Source organism: Rhizobium sp. TRM95796 (genome assembly GCF_025779995.1).
Classification (GTDB): Bacteria; Pseudomonadota; Alphaproteobacteria; order Rhizobiales; family Rhizobiaceae; genus Rhizobium_E.
In genome coordinates this window covers 74086-89994 of record NZ_JAOXHE010000012.1, presented here as the reverse complement: position 1 = coordinate 89994, position 15909 = coordinate 74086, and the positions used below count along the sequence as shown (strand labels likewise).

Annotated in this window: 17 protein-coding genes; 9 read left to right on the top strand and 8 right to left on the bottom strand. The window is 63.2% G+C overall.

Annotated features, from left to right (window positions below):
- Positions 1-18: 18 nt before the first annotated feature.
- Positions 19-1524 (bottom strand): glycosyltransferase family 39 protein, encoded by a 1506-nt coding sequence (locus OCK01_RS22465; protein ID WP_263825909.1) that lies wholly within the window; start codon positions 1522-1524, stop codon positions 19-21.
- Positions 1524-2525 carry a glycosyltransferase family 2 protein gene (locus OCK01_RS22460; RefSeq protein WP_263825908.1) on the bottom strand — a complete coding sequence of 334 codons (1002 nt, stop codon included), beginning with the start codon at positions 2523-2525 and terminating at the stop codon, positions 1524-1526. Before OCK01_RS22460 ends, OCK01_RS22465 begins: the two co-directional genes overlap by 1 nt.
- A 92-nt stretch (positions 2526-2617) precedes the next feature.
- Between OCK01_RS22460 and OCK01_RS22455 the strand changes: the two genes are divergently transcribed.
- From OCK01_RS22455 to pheT, 7 genes are all read left to right on the top strand, one after another.
- The gene (locus OCK01_RS22455; RefSeq protein ID WP_263825907.1) at positions 2618-3583 is read left to right on the top strand and encodes a flippase-like domain-containing protein; all 966 of its coding nucleotides are present in this window, start codon (positions 2618-2620) and stop codon (positions 3581-3583) included.
- A 155-nt stretch (positions 3584-3738) separates the two neighbouring features.
- Positions 3739-3942 (top strand): 50S ribosomal protein L35, encoded by a 204-nt coding sequence (gene rpmI / locus OCK01_RS22450; RefSeq protein WP_137155306.1) that lies wholly within the window; start codon positions 3739-3741, stop codon positions 3940-3942.
- A gap of 41 nt (positions 3943-3983) precedes the next feature.
- A complete protein-coding gene (rplT, locus tag OCK01_RS22445; protein WP_263825906.1) occupies positions 3984-4388 on the top strand; it encodes a 50S ribosomal protein L20 in 405 nt (134 codons plus the stop codon).
- Positions 4389-4496: 108 nt separating this feature from the next.
- Positions 4497-5579, top strand: coding sequence for a phenylalanine--tRNA ligase subunit alpha (pheS, locus tag OCK01_RS22440; RefSeq protein ID WP_263825905.1), 1083 nt, complete (start codon positions 4497-4499; stop codon positions 5577-5579).
- A gap of 97 nt (positions 5580-5676) precedes the next feature.
- On the top strand, positions 5677-5913 hold the full coding sequence (locus tag OCK01_RS22435) for a DUF4160 domain-containing protein (RefSeq protein WP_263825904.1): 237 nt from the start codon (positions 5677-5679) through the stop codon (positions 5911-5913).
- Entirely contained in the window at positions 5894-6169 is a 276-nt protein-coding gene (locus OCK01_RS22430) for a DUF2442 domain-containing protein (protein WP_263825903.1), read from the top strand. Before OCK01_RS22435 ends, OCK01_RS22430 begins: the two co-directional genes overlap by 20 nt.
- Positions 6170-6244: 75 nt before the next feature.
- Entirely contained in the window at positions 6245-8674 is a 2430-nt protein-coding gene (gene pheT / locus OCK01_RS22425; RefSeq protein WP_263825902.1) for a phenylalanine--tRNA ligase subunit beta, read from the top strand.
- 82 nt (positions 8675-8756) lie between these two features.
- Here pheT and OCK01_RS22420 read toward each other — a convergent pair whose 3' ends face one another.
- Positions 8757-9755 (bottom strand): aldo/keto reductase, encoded by a 999-nt coding sequence (locus OCK01_RS22420; RefSeq protein ID WP_263825901.1) that lies wholly within the window; start codon positions 9753-9755, stop codon positions 8757-8759.
- A gap of 104 nt (positions 9756-9859) precedes the next feature.
- On the opposite strand from OCK01_RS22420, the gene OCK01_RS22415 reads away from it, so the two are divergent.
- Positions 9860-10747, top strand: a complete 888-nt coding sequence (locus OCK01_RS22415) for a LysR family transcriptional regulator (protein WP_263825900.1) — start codon at positions 9860-9862, stop codon at positions 10745-10747.
- Here the strand turns inward: OCK01_RS22415 and OCK01_RS22410 are convergent.
- Genes OCK01_RS22410 through OCK01_RS22400 form a run of 3 tightly spaced genes read right to left on the bottom strand, consistent with a single transcriptional unit; the run spans position 10741 to position 13082 of the window.
- On the bottom strand, positions 10741-11361 hold the full coding sequence (locus tag OCK01_RS22410) for a 3'-5' exonuclease (protein WP_263825899.1): 621 nt from the start codon (positions 11359-11361) through the stop codon (positions 10741-10743). The two genes, OCK01_RS22415 and OCK01_RS22410, sit on opposite strands and share 7 nt — an antisense overlap.
- Positions 11358-11810 (bottom strand): GNAT family N-acetyltransferase, encoded by a 453-nt coding sequence (locus tag OCK01_RS22405; RefSeq protein WP_263825898.1) that lies wholly within the window; start codon positions 11808-11810, stop codon positions 11358-11360. Before OCK01_RS22405 ends, OCK01_RS22410 begins: the two co-directional genes overlap by 4 nt.
- A gap of 57 nt (positions 11811-11867) precedes the next feature.
- Positions 11868-13082, bottom strand: coding sequence for a mandelate racemase/muconate lactonizing enzyme family protein (locus OCK01_RS22400; protein WP_263825897.1), 1215 nt, complete (start codon positions 13080-13082; stop codon positions 11868-11870).
- Between the two features lie 168 nt (positions 13083-13250).
- Between OCK01_RS22400 and ung the strand changes: the two genes are divergently transcribed.
- The gene (gene ung / locus OCK01_RS22395; protein ID WP_263825896.1) at positions 13251-13955 is read left to right on the top strand and encodes a uracil-DNA glycosylase; all 705 of its coding nucleotides are present in this window, start codon (positions 13251-13253) and stop codon (positions 13953-13955) included.
- Here the strand turns inward: ung and OCK01_RS22390 are convergent.
- Both OCK01_RS22390 and OCK01_RS22385 read right to left on the bottom strand, forming a co-directional pair.
- A complete protein-coding gene (locus OCK01_RS22390) occupies positions 13945-14388 on the bottom strand; it encodes a GNAT family N-acetyltransferase (protein ID WP_263825895.1) in 444 nt (147 codons plus the stop codon). The genes ung and OCK01_RS22390 overlap by 11 nt on opposite strands.
- 1 nt (position 14389) lies before the next feature.
- Entirely contained in the window at positions 14390-15790 is a 1401-nt protein-coding gene (locus OCK01_RS22385) for a phosphomannomutase (RefSeq protein WP_263825894.1), read from the bottom strand.
- Between the last annotated feature and the right edge of the window lie 119 nt (positions 15791-15909).

Below are 15909 nucleotides of genomic sequence, written 5' to 3'. Positions count from 1 at the left end.
GGCTTGAGATCGGGCAGGTCAGGGGGTGACGGGCGTGAGCCAGGCGTAGCCGATATGGTATCGGTCTCCGGCGCGGCCGAAGATATAGGGCGTCGACGTCTGCTGCGGCAGAAAGGGCAGCGGGGCCAGCACGGGCTGGCTCGCGCGCCATGCCGCCAGCTCTCCCGGCAGCGCTGGATCGGCCTTGCCCCTGTTGCGCCACACCATCAGCACCGGTCCGGTCGGCGCGGCGACCTCGCTTGCGGCAAAGGCGGTGAAGCCGGGCATGACCACAGGCGCGCCCCTGATGTTGAAGCGCAGATTGCCGGCGAGCTGCTGGTCGTTGGTCACGATCAGCGCCTGCCGTTGAGCTGACGTTGCGAGGATCTCTGCGCTCGCCGCCTCATAGGGCACGTTGAGTTTCTCATAGTCGCCGAGAGCGCCGAGGATCGGGATGCGCAGACCAAGCGCGGTAGGGATCAGCGCCATGATGGCGAGCCCGATCACAACCATCCGGCGCGCGCCTGCCCGATCCAGGAGGGCGCTCTTGTCCAGCTTGAGCGCGAGATAGAGCGGCAGCAGGAAGAGCAGGGGCGTCAGCCAGCGATCTTTGATGTTCTCCGCGCCGGCGAACAGTACCAGCGCCGCGATCAGCAGCAGGAAGGCTGCGAACAGCTTTTCCATGAACCGCGCCCAATCCGACGATGCGTCCATCGCCCGCCACAGGCTCTTTCGGAAAGCGGCCGCATAGAGAAGCAGCGTGATGGCGCTGAAGCCGATCACCGCGCCGACGAGCGACAGCAACCCCTCGGCCACCTGGCTCAACCAGGGTTCTCCGGCCTCCGCCATCATCTTGCCCATGGTGCGCTCGGTCGCAAGGCCGAGATTGTCCTTGAGCCAGAGCGCATGCGGCGTCACGATCAGCAGCGCGATCACGATGGTGATCAGCAGTCTGATATCCAGCACCCGGCGGCGCATGTCCCGGTCCAGCAGCATGACCAGAAGCGCCGCAACGGGCATCAGCACGAAGTTATATTTGGACAAGGCGCCGCAGCCGATCGCGACGCCGGTCAGCGCATAGCCGATCCAGTCGGGCTTTTCGACTGTCCGTGTGAGCGCATAGATAAACAGGCTCGAGGAAAACAGCACCGCCACCGTATGGGTCAGGTCACGCTGCGCCTCAAACCCGATCTGGGGAATGGTCAGGAGACCAAGCGTGGCGACGACGATGAGAAGCGGGTTCGACAAAAGTCGTCGCGCAGTAAGAGCGTAGAAGAGATAAGTGAGGAACAGCAACGTGTTCTTGGTCAGCGTCAGCGCCAGCACGGACGGCCCGATCAGGGCGAAGACGCCATATTGCAGCCAGTTATAGAGCGGCGGCTGGCTGTCATAGCCCGCCGCCAGCCATTGGCTGAAGAACATCTGCTGCGCCTCGTCGAGCTCCAGCGAAGCCGGAAGCATCAGGCGCACGGCGGCATTGACGAGAAAATAACCCGCGATCAGCAGGACCAGATGGCTGAAACGGTGCTCCAGCCAGCCGAGCATCAGGCCTTGTCCGCGCCAAAAATCTCGCGAACGGCGTAATGCTGCGCCCCGGTGTTGGAGCGCGCCATGAATTCCGCCAGAATGCCGGTGGTGATCGCCTGAACCGAGCCCATGAACAGCATGACGGCGATCAGCAGCAGCGGCCGCGTGCCGATATCCTCGCCGAGCGCGAATTTCACGAAGGCGAGATAGGCGAAGATCAGGAAGCTCAACCCGCCGAAGGCGAGCCCGATCGAGCCGAAGAAATGACCGGGCCGGGCGCGGAAGCGCATGAAGAACAAGACGGCGAGCAGATCGAGGATCACGCGGAAGGTGCGGGAAATGCCGTATTTGGACTGGCCGAACTGGCGGGCGTGATGATTGACCACGACTTCGCCGATGCGCGAATGCGGCGCCACGCTCGCCACCCAGGCCGGAATGAAGCGGTGCATGCCGCCGATGATGCGGACCTGCTTGACGATCTTGGAGCGATAGATCTTCAGCGAGCAGCCATAATCATGGATTTTCACGCCGGTGATCCTGCCGATCAGATAATTGGCGCACCAGGAGGGGATCTTGCGCAGCACTAGGCCATCCTGACGGCTCTTGCGCCAGCCCGACAGCAGGTCGAGATCGCGCGCTTCCAGCATGTCGATCATCATGGGAATGTCGACGGGATCGTTCTGCAAATCGCCGTCCAGCGTGGCGATCAGCCGTCCGCGCGAAGCGTCGATGCCGGCCTGCAGCGCCGAAGCCTGGCCGAAATTGCGCTGCAATTCGACGATCTTCAGCGTCAGGCCTTCGCGTCCCAGCGCCTTGCGGGCATTGGCGAGCGTGCCGTCGGTGCTGCCGTCGTCGACCAGAATCAGCTCCCAGGCGCCGGTGAAGTCCTTGAGCCCGAACAACACGCGGTCGATCATCGGCGCGATATTGTCTTCCTCGTTATAAACGGGGATGACGACCGACAGCTCGATCTCGGACGGCGCCTCGATCGGGGTTTGAGTGGCTGCGGCATTGAGCACGATGGAACGCTCCGATTGGGTCTGGCTTTGCTGGCGCCTCTGTTATATCAGCGGCCCGGAGGGCGCAACCGCCCGAAGTCGATGGATGGCGCATGGCCGACGATGCCAGACGAGGAGCCGGTTGGTCGAGACACGGCGTGGCGCTCATCGCCGGCGCCTGCGTGCTGGCCTACGCGGTCTTTATTCAGGTCTATTTCGGCTGGCGCGCCGTGCTCGCCAACTGGGCCGACATCGGCGCGCCGACCATCATCGCCTCTATTCTCGCGCTGGTCGCCACCCAGTTCATCCGCACCCATCGGATGGCGAGCTATTTCCCCGATTTGCCCGGGGGCACTTTTCTCCAACTCTATCGCCTCACCCAGATCCACAATCTCCTCAATATCATGCTGCCTTTCCGAAGCGGGGAGGTCTCCTTTCCGGTGTTGATGCGCGCCGAGTTCGGCTTGCCGGTCATGCGCGGCGCCTCTGCGCTGGTTGTTCTCCGACTGCTCGATCTGCATGCCCTGACGCTTGCCGCGGGGCTGGCGCTGGTGGCCAAATCAGACTTCAGCGCTCTCGCCGGGGCCCTCTGGACGGTGTTTCTGCTTCTGCCGCTTCTGCTTTTCCCGGTCGGCCGCAGCCTGATCGGCTGGCTGCAGACCCGCGCGCCCTCTAGGCTCTCGGACAAACTCGCTCATGTGGCGGAAGGCTTGCCCGCGCATCTGCCCGCCTTCCTGCTCGCCTGGGCGCTGACGGTGCTCAATTGGCTGATCAAGGTCGCGGCGCTGGGCCTGTCGCTGTCGATGATGGGCGTTGGGCCGCTCGCGGCTGCATTCGGCGGCGCGGTCGGCGGCGAACTCTCGTCCGTCCTGCCGTTCCACGCCCCCGCCGGCGTCGGCACCTATCCAGCCGGCATCGCAGCCGGGGCCTTGGCCTTCGGCGCCGCCGGATCGGGTCCTGCCTTTTCCGACCTCCTGCAGGCGGCGGTCAACGGCCATCTGCTGATTGTCGTTTCGGCCTTGGCGGCGACCGCTCTGGCCCTGCCGCTCTCCTCCCGCAAAAGGCCTGTTGGGGGCTGAAAAAGATTCCCTTTCCAGCCGGTTGCGCTTTTGCGGGAGTGGCTGTATAAGCCGCCCGTCCGAACGGTCCGGCAGGGCATGCCGTGGCCGTTCTCTACGCTTTAAACGGGCCTCATCAGCCGGTTTCACAAAAACCAGAACAATGGAGTAGCAAAATGCCCAAGATGAAGACGAAGTCTGCCGCCAAGAAGCGGTTCAAGATCACCGCGACCGGCAAGGTCAAGGCCGCCGCCGCCGGCAAGCGCCACGGCATGATCAAGCGTTCCAACAAGTTCATTCGCGACGCCCGCGGCACCATGGTTCTGGCCGAACCCGATGGCCGCAAGGTGATCAAGAACTACCTGCCGAATGGTCTCTGAGACTAAGAAGCCGCGAAAAAGAACACTAAGGAGATCATGACATGGCACGTGTAAAGAGAGGCGTTACCGCCCACGCCAAGCACAAGAAGGTTCTGAAGGCCGCCAAGGGCTTTTACGGCCGTCGCAAGAACACCATCCGCGCCGCCAAGGCTGCCGTCGATCGCTCGATGCAGTATGCGACGCGCGACCGCAAGGTCAAGAAGCGCAATTTCCGCGCTCTCTGGATCCAGCGCATCAACGCCGCTGTCCGCGAGCACGGCCTGACCTATGGCCGCTTCATCGACGGTCTCAACAAGGCTGGCATCGAAGTCGACCGCAAGGTCCTGTCCAACATGGCGATCACCCAGGCTGAAGCCTTCGGCGCGCTCGTCGAAGCCTCCAAGAAGGCTCTCGGCTACCTGAAGGACGCAGGCACCACCAACGAGTTTGAAAGCGTCGTCCGTTAAGGTCAGCGCTTCCCAAGACTGTGGAATTATGGGAAACCCGCGCTGGCACGGCTGGCGCGGGTTTTTTCTTGTCCGCCTGGTATCATCCGCAAATCTTACGAGCGACACATGTCCGATCTCGATCAGTTGAAGACCACCATTCTCGAGGAAATCGCCAGCGCGGCGGACGAAGCGGCGATCGAAGCCGTTCGCGTCAATGCGCTCGGCAAGAAGGGTTCTATCTCGGAACTCCTGAAGACGCTGGGCGCCATGAGCCCGGAAGAACGCCAGACGCGCGGCGCGGCGATCAACGTCATCAAATCAGAGGTGACCAACGCGATCGCCGAACGCAAGGCGCTGTTGCGCGACCAGGCGATCAACGAACGCCTCGCCCGCGAAACGGTCGACGTGACGCTGCCGGTGCGCTCGTCTCCGGCCGAACGCGGCCGCATCCATCCGATCACCCAGATTATCGACGAGATCACCGCGATCTTCGGCGATATGGGCTTCTCGATCGCCGAAGGTCCGGATATCGAGACCGACTATTACAATTTCACCGCGCTCAATTTCCCGGTCGGCCATCCGGCCCGCGAAATGCACGACACTTTCTTCCTGCCGCCCGACGCAAACGGCGAGCGCAAGGTGCTGCGCACGCACACCTCGCCAGTGCAGGTGCGCACCATGGAAAGCCAGAAGCCGCCGATCCGCATCATCATTCCGGGCAAGACCTATCGCCAGGACTCCGACGCCACCCATTCGCCAATGTTCCACCAGGTCGAAGGCCTGGTGATCGACAAGACGGCCAATGTCGCCAATATGCGCTGGGTGCTGGAAGAGTTCTGCAAGGCCTTCTTCGAAGTGCCCTCGGTCAATATGCGCTTCCGCCCGTCCTTCTTCCCCTTCACCGAACCCTCGGTCGAGGTCGACATTCAGTGCGACCGCTCGGGTGACGTGGTGAAGTTCGGCGAAGGCAATGACTGGATGGAAATCCTCGGCTGCGGCATGGTGCATCCCAATGTCCTGCGCGCCGGCGGTCTCGATCCGGACGAATATCAGGGCTTCGCCTGGGGCATGGGGCTCGACCGCATCGCCATGCTGAAATACGGCATGCCCGACCTGCGCGACTTCTTCAACGCCGATGTCAGATGGATGAACCATTACGGCTTCCGCCCGCTCGACCTGCCGACTTTGTTCGGCGGTTTGAGCGTGTGATGCGCGGACTGTGACTTCATGCAACGCCTCGTTCCGAGTATGATCGCTGATAGCGCGAATGCTCGGAACGGGCGCCGATGAGGAGAGAGATCTTTGGATGCCGACATTGTTGGTCTGGCATGGATATAAGTTCAGGTTCTACGCTCTGGATCAGGGCGAACCTCCACATGTCCATGTCGTCAAGGATGGGCGGTCGCTCAAGGTCTGGCTCAACGACCTGACAGTCGCACGGAACATTGGATACAACGAACGGGATGTCGACAGAGTGCTAGCCATCGTCGCCGAACACAGAAGCGATTGGATCGAGGCCTGGAATGAGTTCTTTGGAATTTGAAACAGACGCGATGCGTCCGGTCAAAGCCTGGTGTGACAGCGGCGCGGTTCATGTGACCCTCGCGGATGGCCGCACCATTTCTGCGCCGCTTTGGTGGTATCCGTTCCTGACTGGCTTGGATCAGCAGGCGCTTGATGACGTCGAGCTCATGTATGAGGGCATCTGGTGGTCCAAGGTCGATGAAGGCATTTCGGTGAAGAGCATGTTTATGGGCGAGAAAGCCCGAGGCGCCAAAGCGCCCGAAAAGGCCGCCTGAGCAGAGGCTGACCACACGATTGATTTGAATGGCTGGCTCGTTGCGGGGCATGGCATAGGAAACTGAGAAAAGACCATGAAATTCACACTCTCCTGGCTCAAGGATCACCTTGACACCGACGCCTCGCTCGACGCCATCTGCGAGCGCTTGACGCTGATCGGCCTCGAAGTCGAAAGCGTCGACGACAAGGCCTCCTTCAGGCCTTTCGTGATCGCCAAGATCCTCACCGCCGAGAAGCATCCGCAGGCCGACAAGCTCAAGGTCCTCTCCGTCGACACCGGCGCGGGCAAGCCCGTGCAGGTGGTCTGCGGCGCGCCCAATGCCCGCGCCGGCCTGGTCGGCGCTTTCGCCGCGCCGGGGGTCTATGTGCCCGGCATCGACGTGACGCTGTCGGTCGGCAATATCCGCGGCGTCGAAAGCCACGGCATGATGTGCTCGGAAAAGGAGTTGGAAATTTCCGACGACCACAACGGCATTATCGACCTGCCCGAGGACGCTCCCGTCGGCGCCTCTTTCGCCACCTATTACGGCATCGACGATCCGGTCATCGAGATCAATCTGACGCCGAACCGTCCCGATTGCACCAGCGTTTACGGCATCGCCCGCGATCTCGCCGCCTCCGGCCTCGGAACGCTCAAGGCTGCGAAGACGCCGCAGCTTTCGATCTCCGGCGAGACGCCTGTCAACGTCACGCTCGCTTTCGACGGCGAAGACAAGGCGCTCTGCCCCGGCTTCGCGCTGCGACTGGTGCGCGGCGTCAAGAATGGCCCGAGCCCGGCCTGGATGCAGAAGCGCCTGCGCGCCATCGGCCTGCGCCCGATCAATGCGCTGGTCGACGTCACCAACTACCTGACCTTTGATCAGGGCCGGCCGCTGCATGTCTTCGACGCCGCCAAGGTCAAGGGCGACCTGACCGTGCGCCGCGCCACAGACGGCGAAAAGGTGCTGGCGCTCGACGGCAAGGAATACACGCTCACGCCGGCCAACGTCGTCATCGCCGACGACAACGGCGTGGAATCGATCGGCGGGATCATGGGCGGCGAACTCTCCGGCTGCGACGAGAACACCACCGATGTGCTGATCGAATCGGCGCTGTGGAGCCCGCTCAACATCGCCCGCACCGGCCGCTCGCTCGGCATCATCACCGATGCGCGCTACCGTTTCGAGCGCGGCGTCGATCCTGAATATATGATTCCGGGTCTTGATCGCGCCACCCAACTGGTGCTGGAGCTTTGCGGCGGCGAAGCCGCGGAAGCCCGCATCGTCGGCTATGAGGGCTATCATCCGCGTCGCGTTTCCTTCCCGCTCAGCGAGGTCAAGCGCCTGACCGGCATCGAGGTGAGCCGCACGGAGAGCCTCGCCATCCTCGACCGCCTCGGCTTCGGCGTCGAAGGCGATGGCGAAGCCGTGAACGTGTCCGTGCCTTCCTGGCGTCCTGACGTCGACGGCAAGGCGGATCTCGTTGAAGAGGTCATGCGCATGCATGGCATCAATGAGGTCAAGCCGCAGCCCTTGCCGCGGCTCAGCGAGGTCAACACCCGCATCCTCACCACGCTGCAGATCCGCACCCGCCTCGCCAAGCGGGCGCTGGCGACCCGCGGCATGCTGGAAGCCGTCACCTGGTCCTTCATCCCGGCTGAGCAGGCTGCCCTGTTCGGCGGCGGTTCGCCTGCGCTGAAGCTCGAAAACCCCATCGCGGCGGATATGTCGGACATGCGTCCGTCGCTGTTGCCCGGGCTCCTGACCGCAGCCCAGCGCAATGCCGATAAGGGCTATGGCGATGTGGCTGTGTTCGAAGTCTCCGGCGCCTATGAGGACGACACGCCCGCGGGCCAGCGCCGTATGGCCGCCGGCATTCGTCGCGGCACGGCGACGCTGAACGGCGCCGGTCGTCTGTGGTCCAACAAGGACAAGGGCGGCGGCAAGCCCGTCGACGTGTTCGACGCCAAGGCCGATGCGCTGGCGGTGCTCGAAGCCTGCGGCTTCCCGACCGCCAATCTGCAGATCGAGCAGGGCGGTCCCGCCTGGTTCCATCCCGGCCGTTCCGGCACGATCAAGATGGGTCCCAAACTGGTCATCGGCCATTTCGGCGAATTCCATCCCAAGACGCTCGAAGCCATGGATGTCACGGGTGCGTTGTGCGGCTTCGAACTGTCGCTCGACAAGCTGCCGGATCCGAAGAAGAAGTCCACCCGCACCAAGCCGGTGCTCGGCCTTTCGCCCTTCCAGGCGGTCAAGCGCGATTATGCCTTCGTGGTCGACAAGACGGTGGATGCCGCCTCCATTCTGAAGGCCGCCCAGAGCGCCGATCGCAAGCTGATCACCGGCGTCTCGGTGTTCGACGTCTTCGAAGGCGCGTCGCTGGGCGACGGCAAGAAGTCCATCGCCATCGAAGTGTCGATCCAGCCGGTCGACAAGACGCTGACCGATGAGGATTTCGACGCGCTGTCGCAGCGCATCGTCGCCAATGTCGAGAAGAACACCGGCGGCAGCCTGCGCGGCTGAACGTCCGCATGTCGAAATGGCGACGGGGCCGGTCCTGATCAGGACCGGCCCCGTTTGTGTCTGACCATCGACGCCGATAACGTCAACGGCCGGCCATCTTGGCCATCGCCTCGCTATAGCGCGCGCCCGCGACCTTGTCGGGCGCCACGATCGAACCGAGAGCCGCGAGATCGTCCTGCGTCAACGTGATCGCGGCGGCGGCGACATTGCTTTCGAGATTGGCGATCTTGGTGGTGCCGGGGATTGGAACGATGAAATCGCCCTGCGCCAGCACCCAGGCGAGCGCCAATTGACCTGCCGTCACGCCCTTCTCCTTAGCCATGGTTCCCAGCGCCTCCACAAGCGCGAGATTGGCGTCGAAATTCGCCTGGTCGAATCGCGGCAGGCCGCGCCGGAAATCATTGGCGCCGAGCTTGGAGAGATCCTTCAAAGCGCCGGTCAGCATGCCCCGGCCGAGCGGCGAAAAGGGCACGAAGCCGATGCCGAGCTCGCGGCAGGCGTCGAACACGCCATTGGTCTCCGGGTCTCGCGTCCACAGCGAATATTCGCTCTGGATGGCGGCGATGGGATGCACGGCATGGGCGCGCCGAAGCGTAGCAGCGCTGGCTTCCGAAAGGCCCAACGCCTTCACCTTGCCCTCCTTCACGAGGTCCGCCATGGCGCCGACGGTGTCTTCGATCGGAACATCGGGGTCGACGCGATGCTGGTAGAACAGGTCGATGACCTCGACGCCGAGCCGCTCGAGCGACGCTTCCGCCACCGCGCGCAGATGTTCCGGCCGGCTGTCGAGCCCCGAGGGTCTGTCAGCTTTGGCCTCGTCGCCGATGGTGAAGCCGAACTTCGTGGCGATCGCCACTTTGTCGCGGTGCCGGCGAAGGCCCTGTCCGACCAGGACCTCATTGGTGAAAGGGCCGTAGACTTCGGCCGTGTCGAAAAAGGTGACGCCGAGCTCGACGGCGCGGTCGAACAGAGCCTGGGCGGCCTTTTCATCGACGTTGGAGCCATAAGCGTGGCTCATGCCCATACAGCCGAGGCCGAGAGCGGAAACGGTAAGGCCTGAGCCGAGCGAACGGGTTTTCATGGATGTCTCCACAATGGAATGAAACTGACAACAGCATAGTATCCCGCCAACATGGCGGCGAAAAGCCGTGCAATTCATCGCGCCTTGTTCTATTATTTAGAACAATGAATCGGATCCAGCTGTCACAACTCGCTGTTTTCGCCGCCGTCGCCGAAGGCGGCGGCTTTCGCCGCGCCGCCCGTGAACTCGGAGTCGCCTCTTCCGCCGTCAGCCATGCGGTGTCGGCGCTGGAGGAGAGCCTCGGCGTCAGGCTTCTCGCCCGCACCACCCGCAGCGTCGCGCCGACTGAAGAGGGGCGGCGTTTGCTGGCATCGCTGAAGCCCGCGCTGGGCGAGATCGGCGCGGCGCTCGATGCGCTGGCCGAGAATCGCGATCGTCCCGCTGGTCCCCTGCGCATCACCATGCCGCGCCTTGCCTGCGAACATCTGGTCGCGCCGCGCCTCGGCGAATTTCTCGCGCTTTACCCGGAGATTGAGCTGGAAATTGTCGCGCGCGATCAGTTCGAGGACATCGTCGCCCAGGGTTTCGACGCGGGTCTCAGATTGGGAGAACATCTCGAAGCCGATATGATTGCTGTCAGGGCAAGCCCGCTCTGGCGCGCTTCGGTGGTCGCCGCGCCCTCCTATTTTGAGGATCGGCCGCTGCCCCGGCATCCCCGCGACCTGCTCGATCATCGCTGCATCCGCCGCCGCTTTTCGAGCGGCTCGATCTATCGCTGGGAGTTCGAAAAGGACGGCAAGGCGCTGGCAGCAGATATTTCAGGTCCGCTGATCCTGCCCGAGGATCGGCTCATTCTGGTCGCCTGCCTTGCCGGCGCGGGCCTCGCTCAACTGTTCGATGCGCGTGTGGACCACTATGTCACGGAGGGCCGCCTCATCCGGGTGCTGGAGGACTGGTGTCCGCCTTTCGACGGTTTCTATATCTATTATCCCAGCCGCCGGCAGATGCGTCCGGCGCTTCGGGCCTTCGTCGATTTTTTCAAGTTTCAGTAGCGAGCGACGAGAGGTTTGCGGGCGCCGCGGATCGGCGGCAGGCCCGGCTCCACCCAATTGCTCGGCGGATGCGTAAGCGCGGCTGGCGCGGTAGGGGCTTCGAGATCGTTGAGCCACAGCCAGGCCAGCATGCAGAACCAGGCGTCCTCGAGCGCGCCGTGCTGCTTGCCGCGGGCGGAGAGGCCCATATGCTCAAGAACCTTGTCGAGCCCGCCCGGGCGCTGATGTTTGCGCTTATAGGCCTTGAGCGTGCAGTCGAAGCGTGGCGCCGGCAGCTCATACCCCGCCATGCGAAATTCCGTTCTGAGGAAGCGCTCGTCGAAAGCGGCGTTGTGGGCCAATACAATATCCGCCGCGGTGAAGGCGGGAAGAATATCCTCGGCATGGAGGGCGAAATGCGGCTGGCTGGTCAGCACCCAGTCCTGATAGCCATGTACGGCGGCGGCGAAGGGATTGCTGGGCCGGCCGGGATTGAAGATCAGATGGCTGAGCTGGACCGCGTCGCGACCTTCCTTGAGCGCGTCGAGATCGAGCGTCACCATGCCGAGCGTGATCACCCGGTCGTCATAAGTGAGGCCCGTGGTTTCCGTATCGACGAACAGCAGCCGGCTCATGCGCCGATCCGCATGCGGTAGCGTACATGCCCGTCCGTCTTGACATAGGAGTCATAGAGCTTGCGTGCGGTGGCGTTGCCCTCGTCCGTATGCCAATAGAGCCGCGCCCACCCCTTCTCCTTGCAGATGGAGATCAGGTCGTCGATCAGCGCGCGTCCGACGCCGCGACCCCGAAATCTTGCGTCGAGATAGAGATCTTCGAGATAGCAGTCCTCGTCGGCCACCCAGGTCGAGGGGTGATGCAGGTGGATAGCGAAGCCGGCCGCCTCGTCTTCGACGAACGCCATGCGCATCGACACCGGCGAGGCGGGATCGAGAATGCGCCGCCAGGTGCTGTCGGTCACCTCGGGCGCGAGATCGACGTTGTAGAAAGCGAGATAACCCGCCCAGAGCTGTCTCCAGGCGGCTTCGTCCGTGGCTGTGGCGGTGCGGATCGTCGGCTCGGTCATATCAGGTCCCTTTTGGGACCGGTCTAATCCCCGCGCAAACGATCCGCAAGCGCCCGATCAGCAAAGATCGATCGAGGTTCCGACCATGCCGAGATGTAGCAGAGCGCCGCTCCAGGGATGTGCGTCGCAGACCGCTTCATCGAGTTCGACGCCGAGGCCCGGCTCGCTGGAGGGGATCACATAACCCTCTTCGACCACGATCTTCTTCTTGAGCAGCGTCTCGTGGAAGCCGTCGAAGGTCTTGATCGCCTCGAGGATGAGGAAATTCGGCAGCGTCAGCGCGAGCTGGATATTGGCGGCCGCGACGATCGGGCCGCAATAGCAATGCGGGGCGACCTGAATATGATAGGCTTCGGCCATCGCCGCGATCTTCTTGGTTTCGAGAATGCCGCCGGAGCGGCCGAGATTGGGCTGCAGGATGGAAGCGGCGCGATGCTCGATGACGCGGGCGAATTCCCATTTCGTCGTCAGCCGTTCGCCGGTCGCCACGGGAATGGAGGTGCCGCGCGCCACCTGCGCCATGACTTCGGGCATGTCAGGCGGCACCGGCTCCTCGAACCACAGCGGGTCGTATTTTTCGAGCGCCCGGGCCATGCGCAGTGCGCCCGAGGCGGTGAACTGGCCATGCGTGCCGAACAGGATATCGGCCTTCGTTCCCACCGCCTCGCGCACCGCTTTCACCATGCGTTCGGACAGATCGATGTCGATGAGCCGAGGCTGGTGACCGTCATAGATCGTATAGGGGCCGGCGGGATCGAATTTCAGCGCCGTGAAGCCTTCCTTCACATATTCCAGCGCGGTCGCGGCGGCGATATCCGGATCGTTGTAGACATTCTTGCCCTCGATCTCGGCCGGCACGACCGAGCCGGACTTCGGATAGAGATAGGTGTAGGTGCGGATCCGCTCATGCACCCGGCCGCCCAGCAGCTTGTGCACCGGCTTGTCGGCTTCCTTGCCGATAATGTCCCAGCAGGCCATTTCGAGCGCCGAGACGCAGCCCATCATGCTGAGATCGGGCCGCTGCGAGAAGCCGGAGGAATAGGCGTTGCGGAAGAAGGTCTCGATATCATGCGGATCGCGGCCGACGAGATAGCGGGCGGCGACATCCTCGATCAGCTTCGCCGTCAGATGCGGATCGAAATTGGCGTTATAGGCCTCGCCATAACCGACGACATTGCCGTCGGTGACGAGCTTGACGAAGATGAAATAGCGTCCGCCCGCGCCCGGCGGCGGATTGCCTACGACCCAGGTCTTGACGTCGGTGATTTTCATGGCGTTCCCTCACGACTGGTTTGCGCCCTTGTATACCAGTTTTGCGTCACGGGCCTGCGCAGGCGCGTCAGGATCGAGGCGGAAATGGAACCGGTCTGTGCATAAGACCGTCAGAGACTTGAACCGAAGCGCCGCTTGCGGCTTCCATCAGGGCAAAGGGAGTGGATGATGAACGACACCGGCATCAAGCTCGAAGACAGCTGGCGCGCCGCCCTGGCGGGCGAGTTTTCCAGCCCCTATATGGCGAGCCTCAAGGCCTTCCTGCAGGAGGAGAAGAGCGCGGGCAAGACCATCTTCCCCAAAGGCGCGGAGTATTTCCGCGCGCTGGATCTGACGCCGCTCGGCCAGGTGAAGGTGGTGATTCTGGGCCAGGACCCCTATCACGGCGATGGCCAGGCGCATGGCCTGTGCTTCTCCGTGCGTCCGGATGTCCGCATTCCGCCCTCGCTCGTCAATATCTACAAGGAAATGCAGAGCGATCTCGGCATTCCGCCGGCCCGCCACGGCTATCTGGAGCATTGGGCGCGCCAGGGCGTGCTGTTGCTGAATTCAGTGTTGACGGTCGAGCGCTCGCTCGCCGCTTCGCATCAGGGCAAGGGCTGGGAGAAATTCACCGACGCCGTCATCGCCCGGGTCAACGAGCAGGAGACGCCCGTGGTCTTCATGCTCTGGGGCGCCTATGCCCAGCGCAAGGCGGCCTTTGTCGATCAGTCCCGGCATCTGGTGCTGAAGGCGCCGCATCCCTCGCCGCTGTCTGCCCATAACGGCTTTTTCGGCAGCAAGCATTTCTCCCGCGCCAACGCCTTTCTCGATGAGAAGGGCCTGGGCGCGATCGACTGGCGGCTGCCGGAAAAGACGGAAATTACAGCGTGACGGAATAGCGGTAGAAACCGTCGCGCTTGTTGTAGCTGTCATAGAGTTTCTGGGCGGTGAGATTGTCCTCGGCCGTGATCCAGTAGACCGACACCCAATCCTTCTCTTTGCCGAGCGCCACGAGATCGTCGAGCAATGCCTTGCCGACGCCCAGGCCGCGCGCCTCCGGGCTCACGAACAGGTCTTCGAGATAGCAGGTCGGTCTGACATCCCAGGTGGTCAGATGCGTGTGATGATGAGCGAAACCAAGCACGACGCCGTCTTTCACCGCCAGTCGCGCGGTCAGCAGGTTCATCGGATCGAGAATCCGCGCCCATGTCGCCTGCGTCACCTCATCGGTCAGGCTGGTCTTGTAGAAGGTCAGATAGCCCTGCCAGAGCGGCATCCAGCCGTCAAAATCCTGAGGCGTCGCATTGCGGATCTCGACCGTCATGTCAGAACCGCGCCTTCAGCCGGGCGAGCAGTTCGGAGAGAAGCCGGTCCGTTGCCTCAGCCGAGCCCGTTTCGACATAGATGCGCATCTCCGGCGCATTGCCCGACTGGCGGAAATGCACCGTATCGCCATTCGCAAACGCCATGCGCACGCCGTCGAGCGTCGAAATCTCCGTGGGGGTCGCGATGCGCGCGTCGAAGCCTGCGCGGAAGTCGACGGAAGTCTCCACGGATTTCAGGAACGCCTTGCCCTTGTCGGGCGCAACCTCTTTGACGCGATCCGCCTTCATGAATCGTGGCGGCAGCGTCGCCACCAGGGCCGACAGGCTGCGACCCTCGCTCTTGGCGAGCACGAGTGCCGCCACCGCCGGCAGGATCGCGTCTCGCGTCGGCAGCTTGCCGAGCACGCCGCCTGCGAGCGTCACGTCGTCGCCCAGAAGGAAGCCGCCATTGGCCTCGAAGCCCACGACCGGATGGCTCACCGCCTTGGCCATGCCGGCCACCACGAAGGGCGAGCCGATGCGGGTGCGATCGACCGTCTCGAACCAACCCGATTGCTCGACGGCGCTGGTCGAGGACAGCGGCGTCACCACCGTCTTGGCTTTGATCAGCTTGGCCGTCAGCACGCCCAGCACATCGCCGTTGATCTGCCGTCCGGCGTCGTCGATCACCAGCGGCCGGTCGCCGTCACCATCGGTGGAAATCACGCCGTCGAGCCCATGCTCCCCGATCAGCGTCCGAGCCCGAGCTACATCCTCTGGATCGAGCGCCTCGGTGTCGACCGCGACGAAGTGATCCATCCGCCGGAATGCGTGGACCTCAGCGCCGAGTTTTTCCAGGATCGAGACCGTCAGGTCCCGACCCACGGCGGAATGCAGATCCACGCCGATCTTGAGGCCGGACAGCGCCTCGGCGCCGAAAGATTTCGCATAGCGGGCAATGTAATCTTCCGCCACCGCATCGAAGGCCTCGCCGGGCGCCTCAGGTTCGATGGAGCGGCCCTCCGCCATGATGGCTTCGGCGCGGTCGCGCACCGGCGCTTCGTCTTCCTTCAGGAATTCGCCGTCGGGCCGATAGAATTTGATGCCGTTATAGGCTTCGGGGATGTGGCTGCCGGTGATCATGATCGCCGGCGCGTTGCGCGCCATGGCGTAGGCGGCGACGGCCGGCGTCGGCACATTGCCGGCCCAGACGGCGGTCCAGCCCATGGCCTTGATGGCGGCGAGGCACTGGCCGGCGATGCGCGGGCTGGATTCGCGCAGATCGGCGGCCACATAGGCCGTCTTGTCGGACGTCGTCGCGTCCACATGTTCAAGGAAAGCCGAGATATAGGCGATGCAGAGCTCGGGAGTAAAATCGACCGCAGGGCCCCTGAGCCCCGATGTTCCAAATGCCGCCGCCACGATGCGCTCCTCTGATGAAACCTCTGGCTCCTGCTTATCGTAAATCCACGCCCAGTCAATTTGTCGCGCGTGGGGAAAGCGATTTGCGTCCAGGGCGGTTAAAAGACCGCGGAAAATCG

Coding starts and splice junctions, on each gene's coding strand:
- pheT (WP_263825902.1), top strand. CDS start 6,245: ATGAAATTCACACTCTCCTGGCTCAAGGATCACCTTGACACCGACGCC.
- OCK01_RS22430 (WP_263825903.1), top strand. CDS start 5,894: ATGAGTTCTTTGGAATTTGAAACAGACGCGATGCGTCCGGTCAAAGCC.
- OCK01_RS22405 (WP_263825898.1), bottom strand. CDS start 11,810: ATGACCGAGCCGACGATCCGCACCGCCACAGCCACGGACGAAGCCGCC.
- OCK01_RS22400 (WP_263825897.1), bottom strand. CDS start 13,082: ATGAAAATCACCGACGTCAAGACCTGGGTCGTAGGCAATCCGCCGCCG.
- OCK01_RS22435 (WP_263825904.1), top strand. CDS start 5,677: ATGCCGACATTGTTGGTCTGGCATGGATATAAGTTCAGGTTCTACGCT.
- OCK01_RS22390 (WP_263825895.1), bottom strand. CDS start 14,388: ATGACGGTCGAGATCCGCAATGCGACGCCTCAGGATTTTGACGGCTGG.
- rpmI (WP_137155306.1), top strand. CDS start 3,739: ATGCCCAAGATGAAGACGAAGTCTGCCGCCAAGAAGCGGTTCAAGATC.
- OCK01_RS22410 (WP_263825899.1), bottom strand. CDS start 11,361: ATGAGCCGGCTGCTGTTCGTCGATACGGAAACCACGGGCCTCACTTAT.
- OCK01_RS22420 (WP_263825901.1), bottom strand. CDS start 9,755: ATGAAAACCCGTTCGCTCGGCTCAGGCCTTACCGTTTCCGCTCTCGGC.
- OCK01_RS22415 (WP_263825900.1), top strand. CDS start 9,860: ATGAATCGGATCCAGCTGTCACAACTCGCTGTTTTCGCCGCCGTCGCC.
- pheS (WP_263825905.1), top strand. CDS start 4,497: ATGTCCGATCTCGATCAGTTGAAGACCACCATTCTCGAGGAAATCGCC.
- rplT (WP_263825906.1), top strand. CDS start 3,984: ATGGCACGTGTAAAGAGAGGCGTTACCGCCCACGCCAAGCACAAGAAG.
- OCK01_RS22455 (WP_263825907.1), top strand. CDS start 2,618: ATGGCCGACGATGCCAGACGAGGAGCCGGTTGGTCGAGACACGGCGTG.
- ung (WP_263825896.1), top strand. CDS start 13,251: ATGAACGACACCGGCATCAAGCTCGAAGACAGCTGGCGCGCCGCCCTG.
- OCK01_RS22465 (WP_263825909.1), bottom strand. CDS start 1,524: ATGCTCGGCTGGCTGGAGCACCGTTTCAGCCATCTGGTCCTGCTGATC.